This window comes from Brevibacillus sp. HB1.3, from assembly GCF_013186635.1.
Classification (GTDB): Bacteria; Bacillota; Bacilli; order Brevibacillales; family Brevibacillaceae; genus Brevibacillus; species Brevibacillus brevis_D.
In genome coordinates, this window is the sequence record NZ_JABMIT010000006.1 from 334,173 (window position 1) to 356,901 (window position 22,729).

The 22,729-nt window shown below is 46.7% G+C and carries 23 protein-coding genes; 3 read left to right on the plus strand and 20 right to left on the minus strand.

Annotated features, from left to right (window positions below; all coding sequences use genetic code 11):
• Nucleotides 1–36: 36 nt before the first annotated feature.
• From HPY31_RS16710 to HPY31_RS16745, 8 genes are all read right to left on the minus strand, one after another.
• A complete protein-coding gene (locus HPY31_RS16710) occupies nt 37–1,140 on the minus strand; it encodes a Ger(x)C family spore germination protein (protein WP_172141615.1) in 1,104 nt (367 codons plus the stop codon).
• Complete coding sequence (locus HPY31_RS16715) at nt 1,137–2,246, minus strand: GerAB/ArcD/ProY family transporter (protein WP_253901829.1); 1,110 nt, start codon at nt 2,244–2,246, stop codon at nt 1,137–1,139. The genes HPY31_RS16710 and HPY31_RS16715 overlap by 4 nt, the downstream gene beginning before the upstream one ends.
• Before the next feature lie 17 nt (nt 2,247–2,263).
• A complete protein-coding gene (locus HPY31_RS16720) occupies nt 2,264–3,739 on the minus strand; it encodes a spore germination protein (protein WP_172141616.1) in 1,476 nt (491 codons plus the stop codon).
• A 150-nt stretch (nt 3,740–3,889) separates the two neighbouring features.
• Nucleotides 3,890–4,945, minus strand: a complete 1,056-nt coding sequence (locus tag HPY31_RS16725) for an ABC transporter substrate-binding protein (RefSeq protein ID WP_172141617.1) — start codon at nt 4,943–4,945, stop codon at nt 3,890–3,892.
• Between the two features lie 60 nt (nt 4,946–5,005).
• Nucleotides 5,006–5,800, minus strand: coding sequence for an ABC transporter permease (locus HPY31_RS16730; RefSeq protein WP_172141618.1), 795 nt, complete (start codon nt 5,798–5,800; stop codon nt 5,006–5,008).
• Nucleotides 5,797–6,600, minus strand: coding sequence for an ABC transporter permease (locus HPY31_RS16735; protein ID WP_049684184.1), 804 nt, complete (start codon nt 6,598–6,600; stop codon nt 5,797–5,799). Before HPY31_RS16735 ends, HPY31_RS16730 begins: the two co-directional genes overlap by 4 nt.
• A 44-nt stretch (nt 6,601–6,644) precedes the next feature.
• Nucleotides 6,645–7,631 carry an ABC transporter ATP-binding protein gene (locus HPY31_RS16740; RefSeq protein ID WP_016743157.1) on the minus strand — a complete coding sequence of 329 codons (987 nt, stop codon included), beginning with the start codon at nt 7,629–7,631 and terminating at the stop codon, nt 6,645–6,647.
• A 154-nt stretch (nt 7,632–7,785) separates the two neighbouring features.
• The gene (locus HPY31_RS16745; protein WP_172141619.1) at nt 7,786–8,736 is read right to left on the minus strand and encodes a DMT family transporter; all 951 of its coding nucleotides are present in this window, start codon (nt 8,734–8,736) and stop codon (nt 7,786–7,788) included.
• A gap of 136 nt (nt 8,737–8,872) precedes the next feature.
• Here HPY31_RS16745 and HPY31_RS16750 point away from each other — a divergent pair, with 136 nt between their 5' ends.
• Nucleotides 8,873–10,222, plus strand: a complete 1,350-nt coding sequence (locus tag HPY31_RS16750; RefSeq protein ID WP_172141620.1) for an aminotransferase-like domain-containing protein — start codon at nt 8,873–8,875, stop codon at nt 10,220–10,222.
• A gap of 321 nt (nt 10,223–10,543) precedes the next feature.
• Nucleotides 10,544–11,167, plus strand: coding sequence for a YqaA family protein (locus tag HPY31_RS16755; protein ID WP_172141621.1), 624 nt, complete (start codon nt 10,544–10,546; stop codon nt 11,165–11,167).
• A 55-nt stretch (nt 11,168–11,222) separates the two neighbouring features.
• Here the strand turns inward: HPY31_RS16755 and HPY31_RS16760 are convergent, their stop codons facing one another.
• From HPY31_RS16760 to rbsK, 5 genes are all read right to left on the minus strand, one after another.
• Complete coding sequence (locus tag HPY31_RS16760) at nt 11,223–13,361, minus strand: ATP-dependent Clp protease ATP-binding subunit (RefSeq protein ID WP_172141622.1); 2,139 nt, start codon at nt 13,359–13,361, stop codon at nt 11,223–11,225.
• 118 nt (nt 13,362–13,479) lie between these two features.
• Complete coding sequence (locus tag HPY31_RS16765) at nt 13,480–14,619, minus strand: MFS transporter (RefSeq protein ID WP_172141623.1); 1,140 nt, start codon at nt 14,617–14,619, stop codon at nt 13,480–13,482.
• A 57-nt stretch (nt 14,620–14,676) separates the two neighbouring features.
• The gene (locus HPY31_RS16770) at nt 14,677–15,273 is read right to left on the minus strand and encodes a TetR/AcrR family transcriptional regulator (RefSeq protein WP_172141624.1); all 597 of its coding nucleotides are present in this window, start codon (nt 15,271–15,273) and stop codon (nt 14,677–14,679) included.
• A gap of 152 nt (nt 15,274–15,425) precedes the next feature.
• The gene (locus HPY31_RS16775) at nt 15,426–15,788 is read right to left on the minus strand and encodes a cupin domain-containing protein (protein ID WP_216675686.1); all 363 of its coding nucleotides are present in this window, start codon (nt 15,786–15,788) and stop codon (nt 15,426–15,428) included.
• Between the two features lie 10 nt (nt 15,789–15,798).
• Complete coding sequence (rbsK, locus tag HPY31_RS16780; protein WP_172141690.1) at nt 15,799–16,701, minus strand: ribokinase; 903 nt, start codon at nt 16,699–16,701, stop codon at nt 15,799–15,801.
• A gap of 167 nt (nt 16,702–16,868) precedes the next feature.
• On the opposite strand from rbsK, the gene nfi reads away from it, so the two are divergent.
• On the plus strand, nt 16,869–17,546 hold the full coding sequence (nfi, locus tag HPY31_RS16785) for a deoxyribonuclease V (protein ID WP_172141625.1): 678 nt from the start codon (nt 16,869–16,871) through the stop codon (nt 17,544–17,546).
• Between the two features lie 6 nt (nt 17,547–17,552).
• Here nfi and HPY31_RS16790 read toward each other — a convergent pair whose 3' ends face one another.
• The 7 genes from HPY31_RS16790 to HPY31_RS16820 all read right to left on the minus strand — a co-directional run bounded on the left by HPY31_RS16790 (nt 17,553) and on the right by HPY31_RS16820 (nt 22,717).
• Nucleotides 17,553–18,191: an immunity protein Imm33 domain-containing protein gene (locus HPY31_RS16790; RefSeq protein WP_172141626.1), complete on the minus strand. Its 639-nt coding sequence runs from the start codon at nt 18,189–18,191 to the stop codon at nt 17,553–17,555.
• 143 nt (nt 18,192–18,334) lie between these two features.
• Entirely contained in the window at nt 18,335–18,610 is a 276-nt protein-coding gene (locus HPY31_RS16795) for a hypothetical protein (protein WP_172141627.1), read from the minus strand.
• 39 nt (nt 18,611–18,649) lie between these two features.
• Entirely contained in the window at nt 18,650–18,931 is a 282-nt protein-coding gene (locus tag HPY31_RS16800; protein WP_041749579.1) for a hypothetical protein, read from the minus strand.
• Between the two features lie 26 nt (nt 18,932–18,957).
• Complete coding sequence (locus HPY31_RS16805; protein ID WP_172141628.1) at nt 18,958–19,587, minus strand: hypothetical protein; 630 nt, start codon at nt 19,585–19,587, stop codon at nt 18,958–18,960.
• The gene (locus HPY31_RS16810) at nt 19,584–20,105 is read right to left on the minus strand and encodes an imm11 family protein (protein ID WP_172141629.1); all 522 of its coding nucleotides are present in this window, start codon (nt 20,103–20,105) and stop codon (nt 19,584–19,586) included. Before HPY31_RS16810 ends, HPY31_RS16805 begins: the two co-directional genes overlap by 4 nt.
• A 15-nt stretch (nt 20,106–20,120) precedes the next feature.
• Nucleotides 20,121–21,224 (minus strand): pentapeptide repeat-containing protein, encoded by a 1,104-nt coding sequence (locus tag HPY31_RS16815; RefSeq protein WP_172141630.1) that lies wholly within the window; start codon nt 21,222–21,224, stop codon nt 20,121–20,123.
• 17 nt (nt 21,225–21,241) lie between these two features.
• Nucleotides 21,242–22,717, minus strand: a complete 1,476-nt coding sequence (locus tag HPY31_RS16820; RefSeq protein ID WP_172141631.1) for a contractile injection system protein, VgrG/Pvc8 family — start codon at nt 22,715–22,717, stop codon at nt 21,242–21,244.
• Between the last annotated feature and the right edge of the window lie 12 nt (nt 22,718–22,729).

Genomic DNA, 22,729 nt, shown 5'->3' on the forward strand with positions numbered 1-22,729 from the left:
TCAAACTGTATTAGGATGATTTTACAATTGTTCCGATTACCCAATGACGCCTGTACGTAAAATCTTGATCTCAACATCGACATCAAATTTCGCCCTTTTCATGATTTCCCGCCATTCATCCTTACTCATTTTCTTTTTCCCACTTCTTTGACTGGCTATATTGTAGATTTCCCCGAATCCTACCGGGTCAACATCGTACTTTCTAAACTTTTCCAGTAAAAGCACCGTCTCTTTTTGAACCGCCAGCTCGATTGCTTTTTGTACCTTTTTCAACTGCTCAGGCTTTGATAAATCGATTTTTTCAGCCATTTCCTGAATCTGCGCGGACATATCGACTTTCACAGAAAATCTCGGTTTCTCCAAATCCAACACTTTTATTTTCTTTTTGCTTGAGATATGTTCAATGACAGTAAAAAGACGCTTTTTATCGAGAGAAATGTTTATTTCCAATTCCCCCTTATTGTAACGCTCCCGTAATATCTTGAGGAAAAATCCCTCCCTTGCTGTAATTTCTGCCACCAGTTTTTGATCTCGAAATAAACCAATTTGATTAATATGCAATTCATTCTTTACTCTTTCGATATAAGGCATCACAGGATCTTTCCCGATTGCATAATAATCTTTCATGAACTCATGAAGCTTCGAGGAGATCATATTCTCTCCTTCGACGTTCTGCCGTATGGCCTGATAGAGGTAAATTCCAATGTTGCTGTTCTCGGGATAGCGATGTGTCAAAATATCATACGCTCTTCCTTTGGCTACCGTTAAATAGACATTGCTTCCGATGGAGGCATCACGCGTTAAGTTTTCCACAAGAGACAGGATTCCTTTACGTGCTAACTCATCGTGGTAGACCACGACGCGAATTTGACCTCCTACAATTTTTTTGGAAGACTCCCTGTTGTGTGAAACGCTGAGTCCCTTGCTCGTATGCGCTGTGCCCGAAATGACGGTGACCAACTCACGTGCCTCCGGGTCAATTTGATAAAATACCGTGGTACCCAATAGCTTTCCGTCTTTACTAAGATCGTACCCCACTGCAACTGCCAGTCCCAATTTTTCTAATACGTGCTGCTCCCCACAGCCGTTCAATAACACGACCACTGCTAAGTAGTAAACAAGCAACCGTAACCTTTTCATGTCCGGACCGCCCCCTTTCGAAACAGCCGAATCACTACATAAAGCACGATGGGATAAATAAAAATGATATAGAAACCTACTCCACCGAAAATATCCGTGATGAGATTAATCGACTGGCGTGTTTCCAAAAAATTGCTTGCAAAAAACATAACACCAACAATCCCGATAAGGGCCATTCTCTCCTTGACCCCACTAATATGGTGAACCCCCCGCATGGCTACCCACAGGTTCATCAGCAAATTATCCAGCATGATAAGCATCCACAGTGAGATAGACACAAACTCAAAACGCTCCAAAAACGGAAACTCTACAATTTTCATCATCATGAGCGTTGCCCAGATAAGATGCTGAAGCTGCTCCCCTTGAAAGTACAAGAGTGTAACCAGCATGACTGCCACATACAAGAAGGTGGTCATAAACAGCCCACCATGTACATATCGCGGTAGCATTTCCTTTTCCTTCACAAACGGATAGATGAACAAAATAATCTCAAATCCGATGATGGTAAAGGACATCTTCTTCGCACCGTCCATAAGCTCTACAAGATCATGATGAAAGACTGGCTGCAATAAATGAAAATCGGCGTATTGCATGGGATAAACCAAGAGCAGTAACTGCCAGACCGTCAACCCGACAGAAAAAAAGCTAATGCCAGCCAGCACCCGAATGCCACCCGTCACTCCATAAATGGCCAGGCAAAGCAAGGAGGCATTTAATACCCAGGAAGGCACTCCTGGAAACATCCATGACTGAATGATCTCGATGTACCCTCTCAAGATCGTTAAGGCAGAGCCCATGATATATACGATAAAGATGAAATTAAGAACACGTGCAGGCCATTTTCCAAATACAGTTTGATGAATGTCATACAAATCCATATCTTTGAATTTCGCTAAGATTTTTAGCATGAACCATGCCGCTATATGGGTCATAATGCCTGCTATTATGACCGAAATCCAGGCGTCTTGCTGCACCCTATCATAAATAAAGCGTTGGACACCCGCTATGCCGATTCCAACCTGATTGCTATGGACCATAAATAGCGCAAGAGAGACGCTGATAGCCATATGGGTATTCCGACGAAAAGTGGACCGTGACATTGACATTCACATTCAACACCTAACTACTGAACTGGTCTTTTTTTCCCGGCCTCATCAGGCACACGGGTATCGTCAGGAGAACGTGTCATAGCCGGACGCTTGCCGAGAGAGTAAAAAGGGAACCGGATCAGACTGTTTTTAATATCCTGCAAGCGAAAAGGAAAAAAGGGAAGAAAAAACGGACGTCCCAGACTTGATTGACGCAGGATGTGTATCAAGAGAAAAGACGCACCAAGCATAATACCAAAACCTCCCCAAATTCCAGCTAACAGGATAATCGGAAAGCGGAGGATTCGGACTGCCGTACTCATCATGTAGGAGGGAAAAGTAAAGGAAGCTAATGCACTGAGCGCCACAATCATGATCAATATGTTACTGGTAAAACCTGCTGCAACCGCTGCCTGTCCAATTACGATACCGCCAACAATCCCTATCGTTTGCCCAACTTTAAAAGGAAGTCTCGCTCCAGCCTCCCGCAGGAATTCAATAATCATCTCAAGCAGCAAAGCTTCAAACAAAGGGGGAAAAGGTACCTTGGAACGAGACTTTACGAGCGATACAAGGAGAGCAGATGGAATCATTTCATAATGAAACGTAAGTGCAGCCACATAAGTAGCTGTAAAAAACAAAGAAACAAAAAGGGCCGAGAAACGCAACAATCTTATGAAGGAAGCCATTTGCCACCGGATATAAAGATCTTCATTGGACTTGAAAAAGTCCACGAAGGAACTGGGACCGACGATAGCAAACGGGCTCCCCTCGACAAATACGACCACCTTTCCTTCCAACAGGGCTTCACTTACATGATCAGGTCGTTCTGTCAGGATTAGCTGTGGAAAAATAGAGAACGTATTGTCATCAATCAGTTGAACCAATTTTCCACTGTCAATCACGCCGTCTATATTTAGATCGCGTAAACGCTGAATGACGGTTTGAACATTTTCAGGAGCCGCCAGTTCCTCCATGTAACATACTTCCACATTTGTCCTGCTACGTTTCCCAATCGTACTAGATACGTTGGTCAGCAAATCAGTCGAAAGATATCCCTGTAGAACCCCTAAGTTGGTTTCCAAGTCTTCTGTAAAAGAAACCTGAGGACCAAAAATCTGGGTTTCGACCTGAGCCTCTCCCAAAGAACGACTCGGTATTCTTGCTACATAGAGAAGGAGCCCGCACGCTATCCCTTCGATTTGAAGATAAATCCATCCCCTCACGAGATAATCGCTGACTTGGTTGTAATCCATGGTTTTGGTGACATGAGCAACAGGAACATTCCCCAAAACCGTATCAGGATCAATCTTTTCGTCAGGTAACCTTCCGAAATAAGGAAGCAACACCTGCTGAAGAATGACCGTATCGACTAGATAGGGTAGGTAGGCTAGCAACAAGCTATTGGTTCCACAAGAAAGGGTACGAAACACCATTCGCGGATTTCGCATGTGATCCCATAATTTTTCTCGCGTCTCGCTAACGGATTCAGAAATCATGTTGGTTGTCATCTTATGTCTACCCCAATATATGGTGTCCCCTTATTATTTTTCCAATGCCCTCGCTCTATTCCCCTTTCAAGCCGAAGAGTAGGCTCGCAAACAAAATAAAAACAAAAAAACCGAGACGGAAATACTCCATCTCGGTTCGTTCACCACTATTTATCTGCCGCTCTTCATTTCAGTCCAGTAGCGGTCGTATTGCTGCAAGGTTTCTCCTACATCCACCAGCCACTCCGCACGGGCAATGTCTGCTGTATCCAGGAAGACCATCTTGTTGGCACGGTATTCTTCACTGTGCAGTGGGTATGCTTTTTCGTTCGGGTTACTGTAGCCGATAGACTCGTAGTTTTTCACACTGACCTCTGGGTCCATCAGGTAGTTGATGAACTTCTCAGCCATTTCCTTGTTCTTAGCGCCCTTTGGAATTGCCATCGTGTCTGCCCAGATCGTTGCGCCCTCTTTCGGAATGACGTAATCTACATCTGGATTTTGTGCGTGAATGAAAGCCGCGTCACCGGACCAAACCATTCCGATCCATGCTTCTTCCGCAATCATCTTTTGCTTGATGTTGTCTGTATCAAAAGCAACAACATTCGGTACTACTTTTTTCAAATCAGCAAAGGACTTTTCCAGTTCCTCTTTGTTCGTCGTGCTATTGGAGAAGCCATTTTTGATCAGTGCCATTCCCATAACCTCACGAGGGTCGTTCAGCATGATGACACGGCCCTTGTAAGCTTCATTCCACAGATCATTCCAGCTTGTCGGGGTTTCTTTTACATATTTCTTGTTGTAAGCGATCCCGGTAATTCCCCATGTATATACGAGTGAATACTTGTTTTCTTTGTCAAAAGGAGGTGTCTTGAACGTAGACACGATATTGCCCATGTTCGGGATGTTCGCTTTGTTCAGTTCTTCCAGGAGACCCAGCTGAATCATGGTACCTACCATGTAATCAGAAGGTTGGATCAGGTCGTAGCCAGATGCACCCGCTTGAATTTTTGCCAGCATTTCTTCGTTGCTGCCGTATACATCATAGTTGACCTTCACATTGAATTTTTGCTCAAAACCTTTGATGACGTCTGGGTCGAAGTTGTCTGCCCAGCTGTAAATATTCAATACTTGTTGCTCTTGCTCAGATGACGATGAGCAGCCTACAGCAGTCACCGCAAGTACGGCGGTCAGAGCGCCGATCATCAAGGACTTGAAACGTTTCATTTTTTCCTCTCAACCTCCAAATCAGTTATGGGATTGCCTTATGCAAACTCCATGATGGTTCTAAAAGATTTGATTATTTTTCGAGTCTTTGCGGCGGAAAATCTCTGCCACCACAACTAACAGTACGGTACTCACGATCAAAAGTGTCGAGAGTGCATTCACTTCTGGCGAGACGCCTCGTTTTACCAACCCATAAATGTAGAGTGGCAATGTAGTCGAATTCGGACCAGCCACGAAAAACGAAATAATGAAATCGTCCAGCGATAGGGTAAACGACATCAGGAAACCTGCGATGATCCCAGGCATGATCAGGGGCAGCGTCACATAGCGCAATGTCTCCCATGGAGTTGCTCCCAAATCTTGAGACGCTTCTTCTAGTTCTTTGCCCATATCAGCCAAACGTCCAGAAATAATAACCATCACATAGGGCATGCTAAACGTAACATGCGCCAGGATCAGGGTCACTTTCCCCAGCTCCATCTGTACCTGACTAAATAGCACGAGCATAGCCAACCCCATCATGATCTCCGGGATGACGATCGGCAAGTACATTAACCCGTTGAAGATATTGCTCCAACGCAGGGAAAAGTGCTTGACCGCCAGAGAAGCAGCCGTACCCAATACCGTTGCAATGACGCTACTGATAACCCCAATCGTCAAACTGTTCATCAGCGCTTGCATGACCTGCCTGTTTTCAAACAAAGAAACGTACCACTTCCACGTAAAACCAGTCCATGTCGCGTTGATCCGTGAATCATTGAACGAATAAAGGACAAGGATCAAGATTGGCAGATACAAAAAGACCAGCATCAGCCATGAGTATCCAGATAGTGCGTTTCGACGTAATGTTTTCATGCTGATCCCTCCTTTGTCTCGCTCGCTTTGGTAGCGCGGAAATAAAGAAGAATCAACAGCATGGACAATAGCATCAGCACGATGGACAAGGCAGAACCAAACGGCCAGTCACGGGCAGACAAAAATTGATTTTGAATGACGTTTCCGATCAAAGCCGATTTCGCTCCTCCCATGACATCCGGAACGACGAACATCCCGATGGAAGAAACAAATACGAGGATCGATCCAGTGACGACACCTGTCTTGGTCATTGGCAGAGTTACGTGCCAGAAAGCCTTCCATGGTGTTGCCCCCAGATCATACGCTGCTTCCAGCTTGCGGCGATCCATCTGCTCCAGTGACACATAAATCGGCAGTACCATGAACGGCATAAGCGTGTACACCATCCCGAGCAGGACAGAACCCGAATTGTACAGAAGTGGCAGCGGCTCCGAAATAATGCCCAGCGATTGTAGGAACGTATTGATTACGCCTTGCGAACGCAGGATGATTACCCACGCATAGGAACGGACCAAGAAATTGATCCAAAACGGAATCATCACGAGCAACAGCCATATTTGCTGAGTCGATTTTTCCAGCCGTGAAATGTAATACGCCAACGGATAGCCACACAAAATCGAAAATACAGTTGTTAAAACCGCTACGACTAACGTATCCCAAAAAATTTGGCCATACAGCGGATCGAAAATGCGGATGTAATTGTTCAGCGTAAACTCATAGACAACTTGCCCGTACGTGCCTCTTTTGAGGAAAGACAGTATGGCGATCATAAGCATAGGCAGGACGAAAAGCGCACCCATCCACAAAAGGGCGGGAAGCGCGAGCAGTTTTACCGGCTTCTTGTTTAACAAGGAAGGATCACCTCGTCCGTCTGTGCCCAGCCAATGGCCACTTGATCTCCCACCTGCCAGTCCAGACCGTCACCTGCGTACTGGTGTGCCATTACGGTCATATCCTGCCCCTCAAGGCGGATAAATACCTTGCGCAAATTGCCGAGGAACACCGCGTCAGCAATGGTGCCCAGCTTCTTGTGCTTGTCCTTGTCGGAGTCAACCGGGTACAACTTAATCTTTTCCGGACGTACCGCTGCATTCGTTCCGTTTTCCCGGAAAATGTTGTTTTCCCCAATAAAGGTAGCCACAAACAAGGTTTGCGGGGAGTTGTAAATCTCTGCTGGAGAAGCAATTTGTTCAATTCGTCCCTTGTTCATGACCGCGATTCGATCGGACATCGCCATCGCTTCTTCTTGGTCATGGGTGACGTAAATGAACGTTATCCCTAGGTTCTTCTGCAAGTTTTTCAGTTCAAGCTGCAAGCTTTTTCGCAATTGGTAGTCTAGCGCACCTAATGGCTCGTCCAGAAGCAGAACGCGTGGGTTGTTAATAATCGCCCGTGCGATTGCTACGCGTTGCTGTTGTCCGCCAGATAGCTGCTTTGGCGTACGTTTCCGTAATTCTGTCAGTTGGACGTACTGAAGTACTTCCTCCAAACGCTTTTGTTGTTCAGCTGCGTTCACTTTTTTCATTTTCAAACCAAACAGGATGTTTTGCTCCACGGTCATGTGTGGAAACAAAGCATATTGCTGGAACACCATGTTCATATCGCGTTGATATGGCGGCACATGGCTGAGGGGCTTTTCGTCTAGGAAAATTTCCCCGGTCGTTGGCTGCTCAAAGCCAGCAATCATTCGCAGCAGTGTCGTTTTCCCACAGCCACTGGGGCCGAGTAACGTCAAAAACTCCCCTTCTTCGATGGAGAGAGAAAAAGAGGGGACGACGACAGTATCTGCAAATCTCTTTTCAATTGAATCCAGATGTATAATTTTTTTCATTCCGTCATCTCACCATATGTCATTATACTCACAATCTAGGTAACTATATCGTGTATGATACGATTTGTAAACAGTTTCACGAACGATTCCTCCTCAAAAACAAACAGAGCCAATGAATAAACATTCGCTCTGTTGCGTATCTTTCTATCTTTTCTCACACAGACGTGGATTTCGATTGAGGCGTGTGCTTTTGTTTTTTTAATTTTGCCCCTAGGAAATTCGTCCCGATCACCCCGATAATAATCATCACTGCGCCAATAAGATGGTAGTATGCCAATTGTTCCTGCAAAAAGATAACGCCCGCCACGATCGTAACCAGCGTAGACAAATTGTTAAACACGCTGAGTTTGGATGCCTCCATCTTGGACAAGGCAAAGTTGGTCATAAAAGACGTCATGAGCGAGGACAGAATCCCCAAAAATACAATCGAGATGATAAATGTCGAACTGGCGAAAGGAACAAAATAGGTCGATAAAGTCCCCTCTGCACTGTGGCGAATGACTGACCAGCCGTTAAAAAACAAAAATCCGAGTACCGCCACCATATAGGTCATGTCTATATAATGAAAGGACTTTGTCATTTTCCTCGCCAGAACACTATACCCCGCCAAAGAAAACGCAGATAACAGGATGAGAATGGTACCGATACTGCTCCCTGAACCTGAGCTTACACCAAGCCCCTTCATTGCAAAAATGTACACGACACCTCCGACGGATAAAAGCGTGGACAGCTTTTGCAGCCACGTAGAAGACTCTCCCAAAAAGAATGCCGCCATGACCATAGTAAAAATCGGAACGGTTGCTTGAATAATTCCCGCCTCAGACGAAGTGGTATACACCAGTCCAAACGCCTGAAGGGTAAAGAACAGAATGGGGTACAGCATGGCGAGCGGTATAATCGTGAGCATGTCTTTTGGTTTGATGGACAGCTTGATCCACCCAAACACGATCGGGATAGAAGCAACGATAAATGCCACGGTAAAACGGTGTGCCAAAGTATCAACCGGATTGGTTACAGCGAGTGCCATTTTCAGAAACAAAAATGACAAGCCGGTAATCCCCGCATTCAGTAATGCCGCAAGAATCGCTTTTTGTTGGTCTTTCATCGTATGTATCTCTCCTACTGGGGACTTTTTACAGACGGCCGTCTTAGGTTAATAGTAATGGGGGATCAATCGTGCTACAATGCAAAAAAGGAGTAACTGTACCGATACAAATTCAGCGTAAGGGAATGTTTTTTGGATGCACAAATATTTGCAGCTTCAAAATGAACTCGAAACGTTGATTGAAAGCCTCTCGTATCAAGACGGAGACCGGCTTCCCTCCATTCGGGAGCTCGCCACTCGCTACCAATGCAGCAAAAGTACCGTGATTCGCACCTTGGATGAACTCGAAAAGCGTCATCTCATCTATTCGGTCGACCGAAGCGGCTACTACGTCGTGAAAAAGCAAAGGAGGATACAGCCCGCAGATACGTCGATAATCGATTTTGCGACCTCTGCTCCCGATCCTGACCTCTTTCCTTATGTCGATTTTCAACACTGCATCAATAAAGCGATTGAAACCTATAAAAACGATCTTTTCATATACGGAACTACACAAGGCCTGCCATCACTCATTGCCGTCGTCGCCAAGCTGCTTGGGAACCATCAGGTTTTTACAGATCCGGGCAATATTTTCATTACCTCCGGTGTCCAACAAGCTCTAACCTTGCTGTGTAGTCTTCCTTTTCCAAATGGCAAAGAAACGATTCTGATTGAGCAGCCCAGCTACCACCTATTCATTGAAAGCTTGCAAGTACGCAAGCATCCTGTTCTCGGGATCAAGCGCACTGCTCAAGGAATCGATTTAGAAGAGCTGGAATCTATTTTCCAAACGGGAGAAATCAAGTTTTTCTATACGATGCCTCGCTATCATAGCCCACTCGGGACGTCATACAGCCGAAAGGATAAGCAGCGCATTGTGGAGCTTGCCCAGCAGTACGACGTCTATCTCGTGGAAGACGATTACATGGCAGACCTTGAGCATGACAGCAAAGCGGATCCCCTCTTTGCCTATGATCGCTTTTCTCGCACGATCTATGTAAAAAGCTATTCCAAGATTATTTTTCCCGGGCTCCGTCTGGGTGTAGCTGTTATACCTGATGCGTTAAAGGATTCCTTCAACCAACACAAACGACTCATGGATATCGACAGCTCCATGTTATCTCAAGCTGCGCTGGAAATTTACCTAAAAAGCGGAATGTTCGAGCGACACAAGCAAAAGATACGCAGTTCCTATCACCGGCGATCCAACCTGCTGATGGCGTCCTTGAACCAGTTTGCGGCGAATGGAGAGCATCTGTTCACCTTTCAGCCCCTTGCGTATCCGGGGATTCATACGCATATTGTGTTGAACGATTCCATTCCGGTCCCTGCTGTTATCAGCCAGCTCAAAAAACGCTCAATCCTTGTGGATGCTACTGACAAAAATTACTTGCTGGGCTTTCCGCAAGAAAATATGTTGAAGCTGAATGTGTCCTATGCCAAGGAAACAATGATTGAGCAAGGAATTGACGTGTTGATGGATGTGCTACGCCGCATGCACCGTTAACCTATCCGCCTTAAGTCGTAGTTAAAATCCGGCGGGGGTGCGTTTTTGGACAACAATGAAATCACGATAATGGAACTATTGAGTAACCAGAAAACGATCTACATCGTATTATCAGATACAAAGAGCATGGTTTACCCGGATTATTCTTTGGTATAAATTGTTTCAAGATGCAGGGATTGGGGTATTTCGTTGTATAATAAGGGAATCCATTTCAAAAAAATTCGTTCCATAGTCGGCCAGTTTGAAGTAGAATCGCATCTATACACATACGTAATTGAGTTGATGACTGGCAGTAACGATAGAATGACAAAGGAGAAATAGATGCTTCAGAACATTTTAGATTTCTTAATGGAATACGGCTATTTAGGAATGTTCATCCATTCTTTTGCAGACGCAGTCATCTTTCCCGTTCCTGCCTTCTTTCTTCAAGTGCCACTCAGCCTCGTTGATCCTTCGCAGGCATTGTGGATTGCTACGGTAGGCTACATCGCTTGTCTCATAGGGACTCCCGTCGGTTATTTTATCGGTAAAGTACTAGGTAAATCCGTTCTGTACAAACTTCTCAAGAAGGAATGGATTGACTCTGCCACAGAGATGTTTCAAAAGAAGGGCGAAGTCGCGATCTTCATCGGTTCGTTTACACCGATTCCGTTCAAAGTATTTACAATCATGTCGGGGTGCTTGAAATTCCCGTTGTGGAAATTGATCGGGTATGCCGCAATTGGACGGGCAGTCAAATTTTACGCAGTTGGATTCTTGTTCTATTTTTACGGTAAAATGGCGGAAAATATGGTCCATAACGTTTCTCTCTATATCTTTCTCACCGTGGTGCCGCTCATCTTGATCGGGTTATGGGTGAAGAAAATCGTCGCCAAGCGCCGCCAGCTGAAAATGGAAAGTACTCGCGTCGGCAATGGCATCAATGAGAAACTCATGAATAAATAAAGAAGATCGTAAATAGAAAAGAAACCCCAGATCGGGGTTTCTTTTTTTACAACTGTTATCCTTTTTTCACTCGAATTACATCATCCTCGACATCAATAACCATTGCTGTCACATTGTCTTCTTCCATCACCAGATCCGCAATGCCATCCTCCACATATTGCTGAATCACGCGGCGTAATGGACGTGCCCCGAAGGAAGGGTTGTAGCCCAGCTCTGCCAGCTTTTCTTTTGCGGCATCTGTCACGCTGATCTCCATTCCTTGCTCAGACAGATTGCCCATGACATCTTGCAGCAGCAGATCGACGATTTTGACCAAATCCTGTTTTTCCAGATGAGCAAAGGAAATGATCGAGTCGAAGCGGTTCAGGAATTCCGGCTTGAAGTACGCTCCCAGAGAATCCAGCACGGTCGCAGGCTCGGGCGCTTGTGCCCCAAAGCCAACGGAGATTTTACGCTCGATCACACCGGCATTGCTCGTCGCAATGATGACCGTCTCCTTAAAATTCACCGTACGGCCTTGACTATCTGTCAGACGGCCATCCTCCAGAATTTGCAGGAACATGTGCATCACGTCTGGATGTGCTTTTTCGATCTCATCCAGCAGGATAATGCTGTATGGATTGCGGCGTACGCGCTCAGTCAGCTGACCTGCTTCCTCATGACCGACGTAGCCAGGAGGAGAACCGATCAATTTGGATACCGAGTGCTTCTCCATGTACTCGCTCATATCGAGACGGATCATGGAATCGCGGGTACCAAACAGCTCCTCTGCCAGCGCTTTGGACAGCTCTGTTTTCCCTACGCCAGTCGGACCAACGAACAGGAAGGAAGCAATCGGTCTGTTTTTCGGTTTCAGACCTGCTCGACTGCGGCGAATCGCCTTCGCTACTTGTGTGACCGCCTCGGACTGACCAATGACTTTTGCTTCCAAATGAGCTGCCAGGTTTTTCATTTTCATCTGCTCATCACTTTGCAGCTTGGTAACAGGAATCCCGGTCTTTTGCTCGATCAAGGCTTGGATGTCTGTGACGTCAACCTTGACGCGTTGTTCCTTGCCTTCGATTTGATCCAGCTTCTCTAAAATGCCCGCTTCCTCGTCGCGCAGATGGGCAGCTCGTTCGTAAGCTTCTTGCTCCGTCGCTTCCTTTTTCTCCTGATTGATTTGCGCCAGACGCTCATGCAACTCTGACGTATCCACCACGGAGGATCTCAGGTTCAAACGCGAGCCCACTTCATCCATGAGATCAATCGCCTTGTCAGGCAAGAATCGATCCTGGATATAACGATGGGAATATTCCACGGAGGCACGGATGACTTCATCCGAGTAAGCGACTTGGTGGAAGGCTTCGTATTTCGGGCGCAATCCTTTTAAAATCTCGATGGCTTGTTCTATAGTTGGTTCCTTGACCATGACTGGCTGCAGGCGGCGCTCCAGAGCAGCGTCTTTTTCAATCACGCGATACTCTTTTAACGTAGTTGCCCCAATCAGCTGCAACTCACCGCGAGCCAGAGCTGGCTTCAGGATGTTCCCTGCATCCATGGATCCTTCCGCCGAGCCTGCTCCAACCAGTAGATGAATCTCATCCACAAACAGGATGACGTTTTTGCGTTTTTGCAGCTCGGCAATTACTTGCTTCATTTTTTCCTCGAACTGTCCGCGAATTCCCGTCCCTGCAACCAGAGAGGCGACATCTAAAATGTACACCTGCTTGTTTTTCAGTTTGGTCGGTACTTGCCCTTCCGTAATGCGCAAAGCGAGGCCCTCCGCAATCGCCGTCTTCCCGACCCCTGGCTCCCCGATCAGAACCGGATTGTTTTTGTTGCGTCGGTTCAAAATCTCGATGACACGCTCAATTTCTTGTTCGCGTCCAATCACTGGGTCAATCAGCCCGGCACGTGCCGCATCGTTTAGATTACGGCCCAGGTCATCGAGGATGCCCCCACCGCGTTCTGGCGCTTGTCGCTGTGGTTGACCGGAAGCTTTGCCCGGATTCATCTGACCTTGAGCAAAGCCTTGCAGAAACTCATCCAGTCCAGAGAAGGAGGAGAAAGGACTAAAGCCCATGCCCACTCCCATTTTGTTTGTCAGCTTTGTTTTGCAATCCTGGCACAGATCGTATTTTTGTTGCTGATTTTGTACACGTATATGAACAGTCACAGTTGCTTCTCGTTGTTTGCAGATTTCACAATGCATATTCAATCCCCCCAAAAGCGTTGTTTTGGAATTCAGAAGACCTTTGACCTTTTCTGACCTTCGTTGACTTTATTATAGTTTGACCTTCTTTGACTTTCAAGAGGGATTGTATGGTTTTTTACACTTTGCTCTTTTGCAGGTAAGGAACGATTGAAAGTAACCCGATAACGGCGAAACAAGCACCTACCCACAATGGTGAAACAAGTCCATAGCCACTGCTGATCCCGATCCCGCCTAAGAAAGAACCAATGGCAACACCCAATGTAATAAAAGAAGTATGCACCGTGTTTACCATCGTCCCACTGCCTGCTGTATTCATGACGCGTGCAATCATGGCCGGATTCATCGCTACACCCGTCAACCCAATCAGAACAATGGACAGCACCGCGATCCATTTATTTTCGGCACCTACCGCAAACAGAACCAATGCCCCTAGGAGGATGCTTAATCCCGTTACAAGGATTCGCATGGTAAAACGATCAGCAAGTCTGCCAATCACGATATTTCCGATCACGGTCGCGATGCCGTAAAGGGCAAGCAAATACGGGATGCTCGTATCCGAAAATGCCGTTACATCTGTAAGAATCGGCGTAAAATAACTAAACGCTGCGAAGGTACCGCCAATGATTAGCATACTCGTTGCATACGCGGCCCAAAGGTGCGGATTTTGAAAACTGGCAAGCTCATCCTTTGCGTTCATCCGATCTTTTTGTGTGGAGGAAGGGAGCAGCCATAGAATCAAAATCCCTGATAGCAATACGACGATAGCAACAGCCCAAAAGCTCATTCTCCAGCCGAAATATTGTGCAATCACGGTTGTCAGGGGGAGTCCTGCGACAGTAGCAATCATTAAGCCTGCCAAAACAATCGAAGCGGCCTTTCCCCGTGAATGAGGGGGAACCAAGCCGGCTGAAATACTGACAGAGATGCCAAACGCGGCTGATGAGGCAATACCCGTTAGGATACGCGCAAGCATCATTGACTCGTAATTCCAAGCTATTGCTCCTAACGTTTGACCAATAAAGAAGACGGCAATCAATGATAGCAACGCTTGTTTTCGGCGAATGTGCAGAAGCGTTGCCGTTAGTATCGGGCCCCCTATTACCATTGCACCCGCATACGCCGTAATGAAATACCCGATGGATGAGATCGATACACCGAAATCATCCGCAAGGTCCTTCATCATCCCTGCCACCATAAATTCAGAAGTCGTCATTGCAAAAATCGCTACCGCTAACAAATAAATCATCGACGGCATGAGGAAGCCCTCCTTATTGTAACAATCGGTACAAAAATCATTCAAAAAAAGAGCGCATTACGCGCCGAAGATAGATTCCATGGTCCCCTTCATAATTTGTTCAGCCAATTTCCGGTTCTGTGTGGAAGTATTCAATACACGAAAGCCGTAGTAACTGCTTAAAAATAGGCTTGCCAAATCCACCGCAGAACGTTTTTGAGAGATTTCACCCGTTCGCAAGCCTTCCTCCATCACTTTTTCCATGGTATCCTTCAGAAGTTCAACATGCCGGGAGACAATTTCTTCAATCTTGGGATCGTCTTTTGCCCGTTCCAATCCCGCATTGATCAGCAAGCATCCCTTTGGATTCGTTGATTCAAAGTCTTCCACGAATGCCCACGCTAAAAAATTTTGCAACCGTTCTTTCACCGAATCCGGACCTTCCAATAACGCCCGCTGTTCACGAATCCCGGTATCGTGATAGTGTTCCACCACTGCGAGATACAGGTCCTGTTTGCTGCCAAACGTATTGTACAAGCTGCCTTTCCCCAGGCCAGTATCACTGCATAAATCATGCGTAGAACAACCATTGTAGCCTTTTGACCAAAATGTTTTCATGGCCACATCTACGATGGACGTGTAATCAAAATCACGTGGTCTGCCGCGTTTGCTCACCGGAATCCTCCTTTCGTTTCCAACTGTTATGGAAAATCTTATACATTATGTACCGTTTGGTCAACAAATAAAATAGCTGCAACTGTACAAAACCATGCCTATAGAAAAAGCCCATTTTGAAAACCATCTCTCAAAATAGGCTCGATCATTGATTATATCGTCTCTAAATCTGTTACTGTTTTTTCGTTTACTTGATCTCCAGTATTCAGCGTCGTCTTTGGTTCAAGCAATAATACATGAACTTCTTCCTCTGCAACTGGCATATGCTCTACACCTTTTGGAACAATGAGAAATTCCCCTTCGTTTAACCAAACATCTTTATCGCGAAACTTAATAAGCAGTTTCCCTTTCACGACGAAAAACATCTCATCCTCATTTTCATGCTGATGCCAGACGAACTCTCCTTTCAATTTCGCCAGCTTTACATAGGAGTCATTGATTTCGCCAGCAATTTTGGGATTCCAATACTCATGGAATAACGTAAACTTTTCAGCTACATTGACCTTCTCCATCATTTTCCCCCCATTAAAAAGAGTATGCTTGTACTTCATCGAAAGTAGGCAGGGATGGTTGAGCTCCGTTCCTAGTAACGACAATCGCTGCTACTTTGCTAGCGAATGTGGCCGCTTCGGTTTCTGTCATTCCTTGTGTGATCCCAACCGCAAAAGCTGCTGTAAAGGAATCGCCTGCCGCAGTTGTATCCACCGGCTCTACGCGGAAAGCCGGGATATGGGTCGCTCCATCAGCGGTTATTAAGAGAGCGCCCTTTTCTCCCAACGTCACGATGACGCGCTTTGGTCCACCTGACAAAAGCTTTTTGGCTGCGGCATACACTTCGTCTATCGTGGATACAGGCATTCCTGTGAGAATAGAAAGCTCTGTTTCATTCGGGGTTAACGTATGTACATGGGTTAATAGCTCACTGGATAGCTCGCGTGCAGGTGCCGGATTTAAAATGACCAGCTTGCCGAGTCGAGCTGCCTCTTTGACTGTATATTCCACGACAGGCATCGGGATTTCCAGTTGGAGCAATACGACGTCACTGTCCTTTAAAATAGACAGATTGTCAGCAATATGCTCAGTGCTGACGAGTGCATTCGCTCCTGGAACAAGCACGATGTTGTTTTCCCCATCATCACTTACATTGATAAAAGCCATGCCTGTCGTACCTGAGCATTTGATCCCCTCTATGTGAACCTGCGCATCTGTTAGTCCTCCCAGCATGACCCGGCCGTTCTCATCTTCTCCTACCATTCCAATCATGGATACATGCGCACCCAGGCGAGACGCTGCTACTGCCTGATTCGCTCCCTTTCCACCCGGGATCAGCTCGAAGTGATGGCTTGCGATCGTTTCTCCTGCTTTGGGCAAATGTTGTACATGGGTTACGAGATCCATATTGATGCTTCCTACTACTGCGATTTTCACGACGAGCCCTCCTCGTTCCATCTCGAACATGATCATTCTGTCGGTTACAAAATAGTGCTTTTCATCCGAGAAGTCAACGTATTTTCTCGGGATTGTTCCTAAGACTTGGAGCATAGCACATCCATTGGATATAATGAACAAATCTTCTATCATCCGGAGGTAACCAGATGGAGCCAATTATCCAGCATCCTTGGAACATAAATGAGCAAGAGGCAATCAACTTACAGCGACAGCTAGCCCAGCAAGTAAAAAAAGAAGATCAACTAACGGACGTATGCTATATCGCCGGGGTAGATGTGGCCTATCATGCCGAGTCTGATTTGTTAGTCGCTGGTGTCGTGATCCTCGACGCCAATTCCCTGCATGTCGTCGAGTCTGTCGTCATTCAAGACACCGTCGAATTCCCGTATATTCCTGGCTTGTTCTCTTTTCGAGAGCTGCCTCCGTTGGTACGTGCATTCAAGGAGCTCAAAACAACACCGCAGCTCGTCGTCTGCGATGGGCAAGGTATCGCTCACCCGCGAAGATTCGGACTAGCCAGTCATTTGGGCGTCCTGTTTGACATTCCGACTATTGGCTGTGGAAAGACGAGACTACTAGGTGAATACGAAGAACCAGCACACGAAAGAGGTACGTATTCCCCGTTGATCGATCAGGGTGAGATCATCGGTGGAGTCTTGCGCACACAACCGAATATCAAACCAATCTTCGTCTCGATCGGACACGGAATCTCTTTGCCAACTGCATGCACGTGGATCACCAAGCTCTCACCCAAATACCGTTTGCCCGAAACGACGCGGCAAGCGGATCAGCTCGTGAATAAAGTATCGGCAAAAGTTAACTAGTAGCCGCTAGTGATGTGTCGGCCATACATTTACATCGTGCTCGTCCAAGACTGCTTTAATCTGATCTCCTTGGAAAACGACAAGGTAGCCTCGTGGCAGAGCCATAGCCTGCAAAAGAGACGGACGTAGCTTTAGCAGTTGGTAAACGTAGTATGACTCTAGCTGGTCACTGTCTACTTCGCCTTCCACAGGCCCAAGATACCATCCGGAGTCTCCTTTTCGAACATCTTCTGCACGCTGCAAATAGACGTGTTCTTCTTCAAATGCACCTTTTGCCACCACCATTTTATCTTGGAACAAGGCAGCTTCTCCTTCTGCTCGCACGGTTTGCAAGCAGTTGTTTTGTGCCATTTGCACGACCAAGGACACAGACAGGTCAGAAGTTGTTTCGGAAAAAGGATTCGCGTCGTAGTCGGGTGCCACGATCTCCATACACCCATCCCGTTCGAAAACCAGTAGAATGGTCCAGCCTACCTGAATTTTCGCACCGTTCTTGATAGGACCCATCTCGTCTTCTACATCAGAGAATACGTCCAGCAGAAAGTCTGCTTGTTTCACCAAAAACTCTTGGCAGGTCACGACAAACGTGCGGTTATGAATCTGTTTGGAGCGTTGGCAGAGTCGGTTCTCTTTCTCAGCTGACATGGACCTCTTCCTTTCTGGCTGATCGATTGCAACTATCTTCAGGATAACATGAATAGGGGAAAAGCTCCGTGTAAAAAACAAAGCATATTCCTCCTCGGTGATTCGAGTTGGAATATGCCTTGTAGCCATCTTAGTATCGTTCCTTATTGCCCTTCCATGCCGATTAATATAAACGTGATAATTGCGGTTATCGTACCAAAGACGAAATATAAACCAAAAAAAATGGCCATTAACAACAAACCGGCTTTTGCCCAATTTTTACGATTCAGATTCCCATCTGAACCAAAAGCCCAGACAAACAACAAAACAAGATTCGCGATCGGAATCATCATGAACAACGAGACGACTATCCAATCTTTCATTGTCATGACTTTTTCGTTTTCCGCTACGCTTCCTTCCACATACGTTTGGTGATCCATTCTATACCCTCCACGTTTTTTGCCAATCCACCGTTCTCACTATTGTTCAACCGATGCTCCAATGAATGCCAAGATCAGAACAAAAAAGAATACGCATAAGTACAACCCGATGCAAACGCCCATAATCAGCAAGTTCGCTTTTGCCCAGTTCTTTCTGTTTAGATTGCCTTCACTGCCAAATGCCCAAACAAAATACATCACGAGATTGACCACGGGCACCATCATAATTAAAAAAGTAATCAACCACTCTTTGACCGACATGACCCGCTCATTTTCAGGCACGCTCACTTGCCATTGCTGTTGATGTTGCTGCTGTTCCAATTGGAAACCTCCTTGTTCTGTCTTGATCAAATGTTCTCTACCCGCAGCGTGCGAATCAACGAATGGGCCAAAGGTTGCCACACGAGCACTTCCTCAGACTCAAAATGAAAACTCCCGAGTAGTGCCCGCCCGTTTAGTGATGTCGCGAACAAGATTTGGTAGTAAGTTTTGTCCTCGACCGGGATGATGAATTCGCTACAGGCAATCCTGCACCCATCCAGCTCGATAAGCTCATGATGTACGACCTGCAAGCCTGCCTGCGCCTTTTTGACTTGTGCTGTCATTGCCTGCACAAACGGTTCTACGCCGCTCATCGGCAACGGATGTGCCATATGATTCATGCCGAGCATGACCGCGCTCTCTTCCTCTTTATAGGAAATCTGCTCGTGCTGAGAATTCCCTCCGCTATTTGACCCGCGTCCCCTCGGCATGAGCTGCATCGAACGGGGCAGCTGAATGCCAAGCTGCCCGTCAAAGAGGCTATTCTCCGCGAATTCGAACCTGCGCCCTTCATACTCCAGGTAGCCTTTTCGCACGCCATCCAGACACTCCGCAAGCGTCAATTGCACCCGTTGTTCTTCCATTTCAGCGAGTTGACGCCGTGTCTGGATGCTGTTCCATACATCTAAAATCTTTTCATCCCAGTAGATCGTCATAGCTCCCTCCGCAGTGCCTGCTCTACTTTTTGTAAAACAAATCCGTTCAAGCTTCTGCGAAGGAAGCTTTCCGCAGCATCCAGACTCACCACGATATACGGCTCCAAGATCCCTTGAACTTTAAAGAAATGATGCGCCTTTATCTTATCGGTATCTAATACAAGTCTTTTTACCGTTCCATTCAAATGAAACGCAGTCTCCATAGAAAGGCAATCTACAGCAGGTACTTGCATGGCCCAGTAAACGTTACGCAGGTTGTTTTCGCTGTCAATCAAATCGACGCGCTTCCATTGTATGCTCGGATTGTATTTGGCAGTAATCGTTTTCATCCGCTCCGAAATCATCGGCAGTGGCTTTTCCAACCAATCTGTGTAGGCTTGGGCCCCATCCGCGTTAACCTCAAGAACGGAGATCGGCGGGAGTTGCTCGAAGGTGTTTTCCTTTTGCAGCCCCAGCCCCGATGGCACGACCTTTTGAGCCATTCGACCGTCATCTGTTAGCAAATAATAATCGCGCATGTCATCCCGCCTCCTTTATTCCGTTCTCCACTCAATCTGCTGCATCTGCGCTTCGCTCAATGCAAAGCGTTCACGATCCTTCTCCAAAAAAACGGCATTCCGCATATTCGCTCCATGAAAATTCGCTTGATACAGACGAGAATGGCGAAAATCCGCTCCCTCCAAATCAGCATATGCAAATTGGACACCGAGTAAGCCCGGTACACGATGCAGCTCGTCCACACTGACTCCTTGTCCCTCGGCATATGAGAAGATGGCTCCGCTCAAGTCTGCATGACGAAAATCGGCATCACAAAGGAGCGAATGGCTGAAATTAGTGCGTGGAAGCTTGCTACTGACCCATCTTGTTCCGAATAGGATACACGCGCGGAACTGACTGTCTGCAAAATTACTGCCACTAAAATCGCAATAGCGCAAATCTAATGCGTCTACATTGCTTCGCGGCAAATCCATATGGGCGAATGTTTCATGGGTGCAAAACGTTCCTTTCGGTTGCCCAAGCAGGCTTCTGCTCTCCTTCTCCTCCTGCCTGATTCGCTCTTCTATGTACACCACTTCGCTGATGTCTTTGAATTCGCCCACTCGTATGTACAGACGATCCGCTTTCCTGATCTGTTGGTACTCGGGCAGCTTAATTGCCTCCGGAATCGCCACTCGGGCAAGCGCTGTGACAAACTGACCGAAAAGCTCCATTTCCTTTAGCACCATAAACTCCACATCAGTAGCTGCTATGATCCCTATGTACATTTTTCGGCGTTCGTCCAGTAGCGAAATGAGATTGGAAGCCTCTTGCAATGCCCATGCTGCATCGTACCGTGCATAGCATTCCACTGGCTCCCAGTACCATTGCTCCGTATAAGCCTCTATCAAAAATGTGTGCGTGCCATCCAATACGGTTGTCCGAAGCAATGAGAAGTGAATAAAACCGACAGGGGGAAGCTCCTGGTTGTTCTGCATGAACTCAATATGCTGGAGCATTTGCCGAAAAGACTCCACGAACTCCCGGACGAGCTGATCCTTGTTTTGCTGGAAATAGCGCTCGAGTGCCGCTACACTTTCAGCCAATGCTGGTAGAAAGGTGTTATCGTGCAGATGCTGGAGCGCTTCCTCTTTCTTCATCGATGTAAGTGCCCCCTCTAGTTCATCTTGATTTCCGAACCTTTCAGCTCGATCTTGTCTTCCAGCTTGATCGTATTTCCTTTTCCACTCAGCTCGATTTTATCCGCACTAATATGAAGAGAAGAAGCTGATAGCTTCATGTCCTTATCCGCTGTTATATTCACGTTCTGGCTACTCTTGATATCAATTCCACTCGTATCACTGATCGTGATCGACATGTCTCCTGTCGTGATCACAATTTTGTCAGGAGCCAGCACGATTTCCTTGCCATATTTGGTACGAAACGTCTTTACAGCAGGGTCCTTCATCCGGTCTCCCCCGCCACCTCCACCTCCACCTGCACTGCTTTTCGGTGTGGCTTTCTTTTTGGGAGCTGGCTTGTCGTCGTCTGGGATTTCCTTGAGAACAGAGCTGATCGCGATACCATCCTCTTCTTTTTTGCTCGGGAAATAAATCCGAATCTGGTCGTTCAGCTCTGGCATGACATACCACCCGGTTTGATCCTCGGAGGCATAAATGGTGGAGTAAGGGAACCAATATGCCGTGCTCTGATCCTGCTGATCATCCATGTCCAGCTTGGCCCGCACATTGTCCTTCTGGACTTGTAGCACCCTGCCCTGGATGGACGCCCCGATGATGGCATGGTTATACTGCTTCTTACGCGCCAGACCTAGGCGTGGATAAAGCTTGTATGTGTGCGTGACAATGCCTTCCTTCATCTCCGTGACCGCTTCTCCGACGACAAGTGGTCTGGACTTGAAATTCACCTCATTGCCGACCTCTAGCACTCGTTCGCTCTGCACTTCATAAACGGTATAGTCTTGGTCATCGATTCCTGGAACCTTGTTCTCTGCATCACTCTGATAATCCCCGACACGCTTATGCACCGTATAATGACTAACCGCAAGCTTTCCTTTATCTTGACCTTTTGGCAAACCGAAATAAAACTTGGGAATGTCAAAAGCCGTTGTCGGGATCAAACCTGTATAAAAGCGCGACGCCATCCTTTTCAGGAACTGCCAATCGGTTTCTTCATACTGCATAACAAACGTATTCAACGCCTTGCCGTTTGTAACAGAGTCAATAAAATCAGCTTTTCCGTACCCGGACAGCACCGTTTTCACGAGCCCCGCATAAGTCATCGCCGGGTTTTGAAACGAACGCTTTCTCGTTTTGACATCCAACAAATACGTATGAGAAATTGCCTCCAGCGACAAGTAATAAATACCGCGTACCGCTTTGACATGGACGCGCAAGACGATTCCCTGGAACCATGTTTTCGGCTTGCCCGATTCATCCGCCAGTGCCACGCTGATCAGTGTTTGCGCATTTGTCTGGTTCACGTAGCTATCTTTTCGCTCTTCAGAAATAATCCCCGTGAGTGTCAGTCGGGCATGCTCGTTCATCTTTTTCACGACTTTCATCGTTTGCAGATGAGTAAATTCATAGGGCGAAACTTGTATATCTCCATAAGTGAGTGTTCGATTGCTCATGGTATCCCCTCC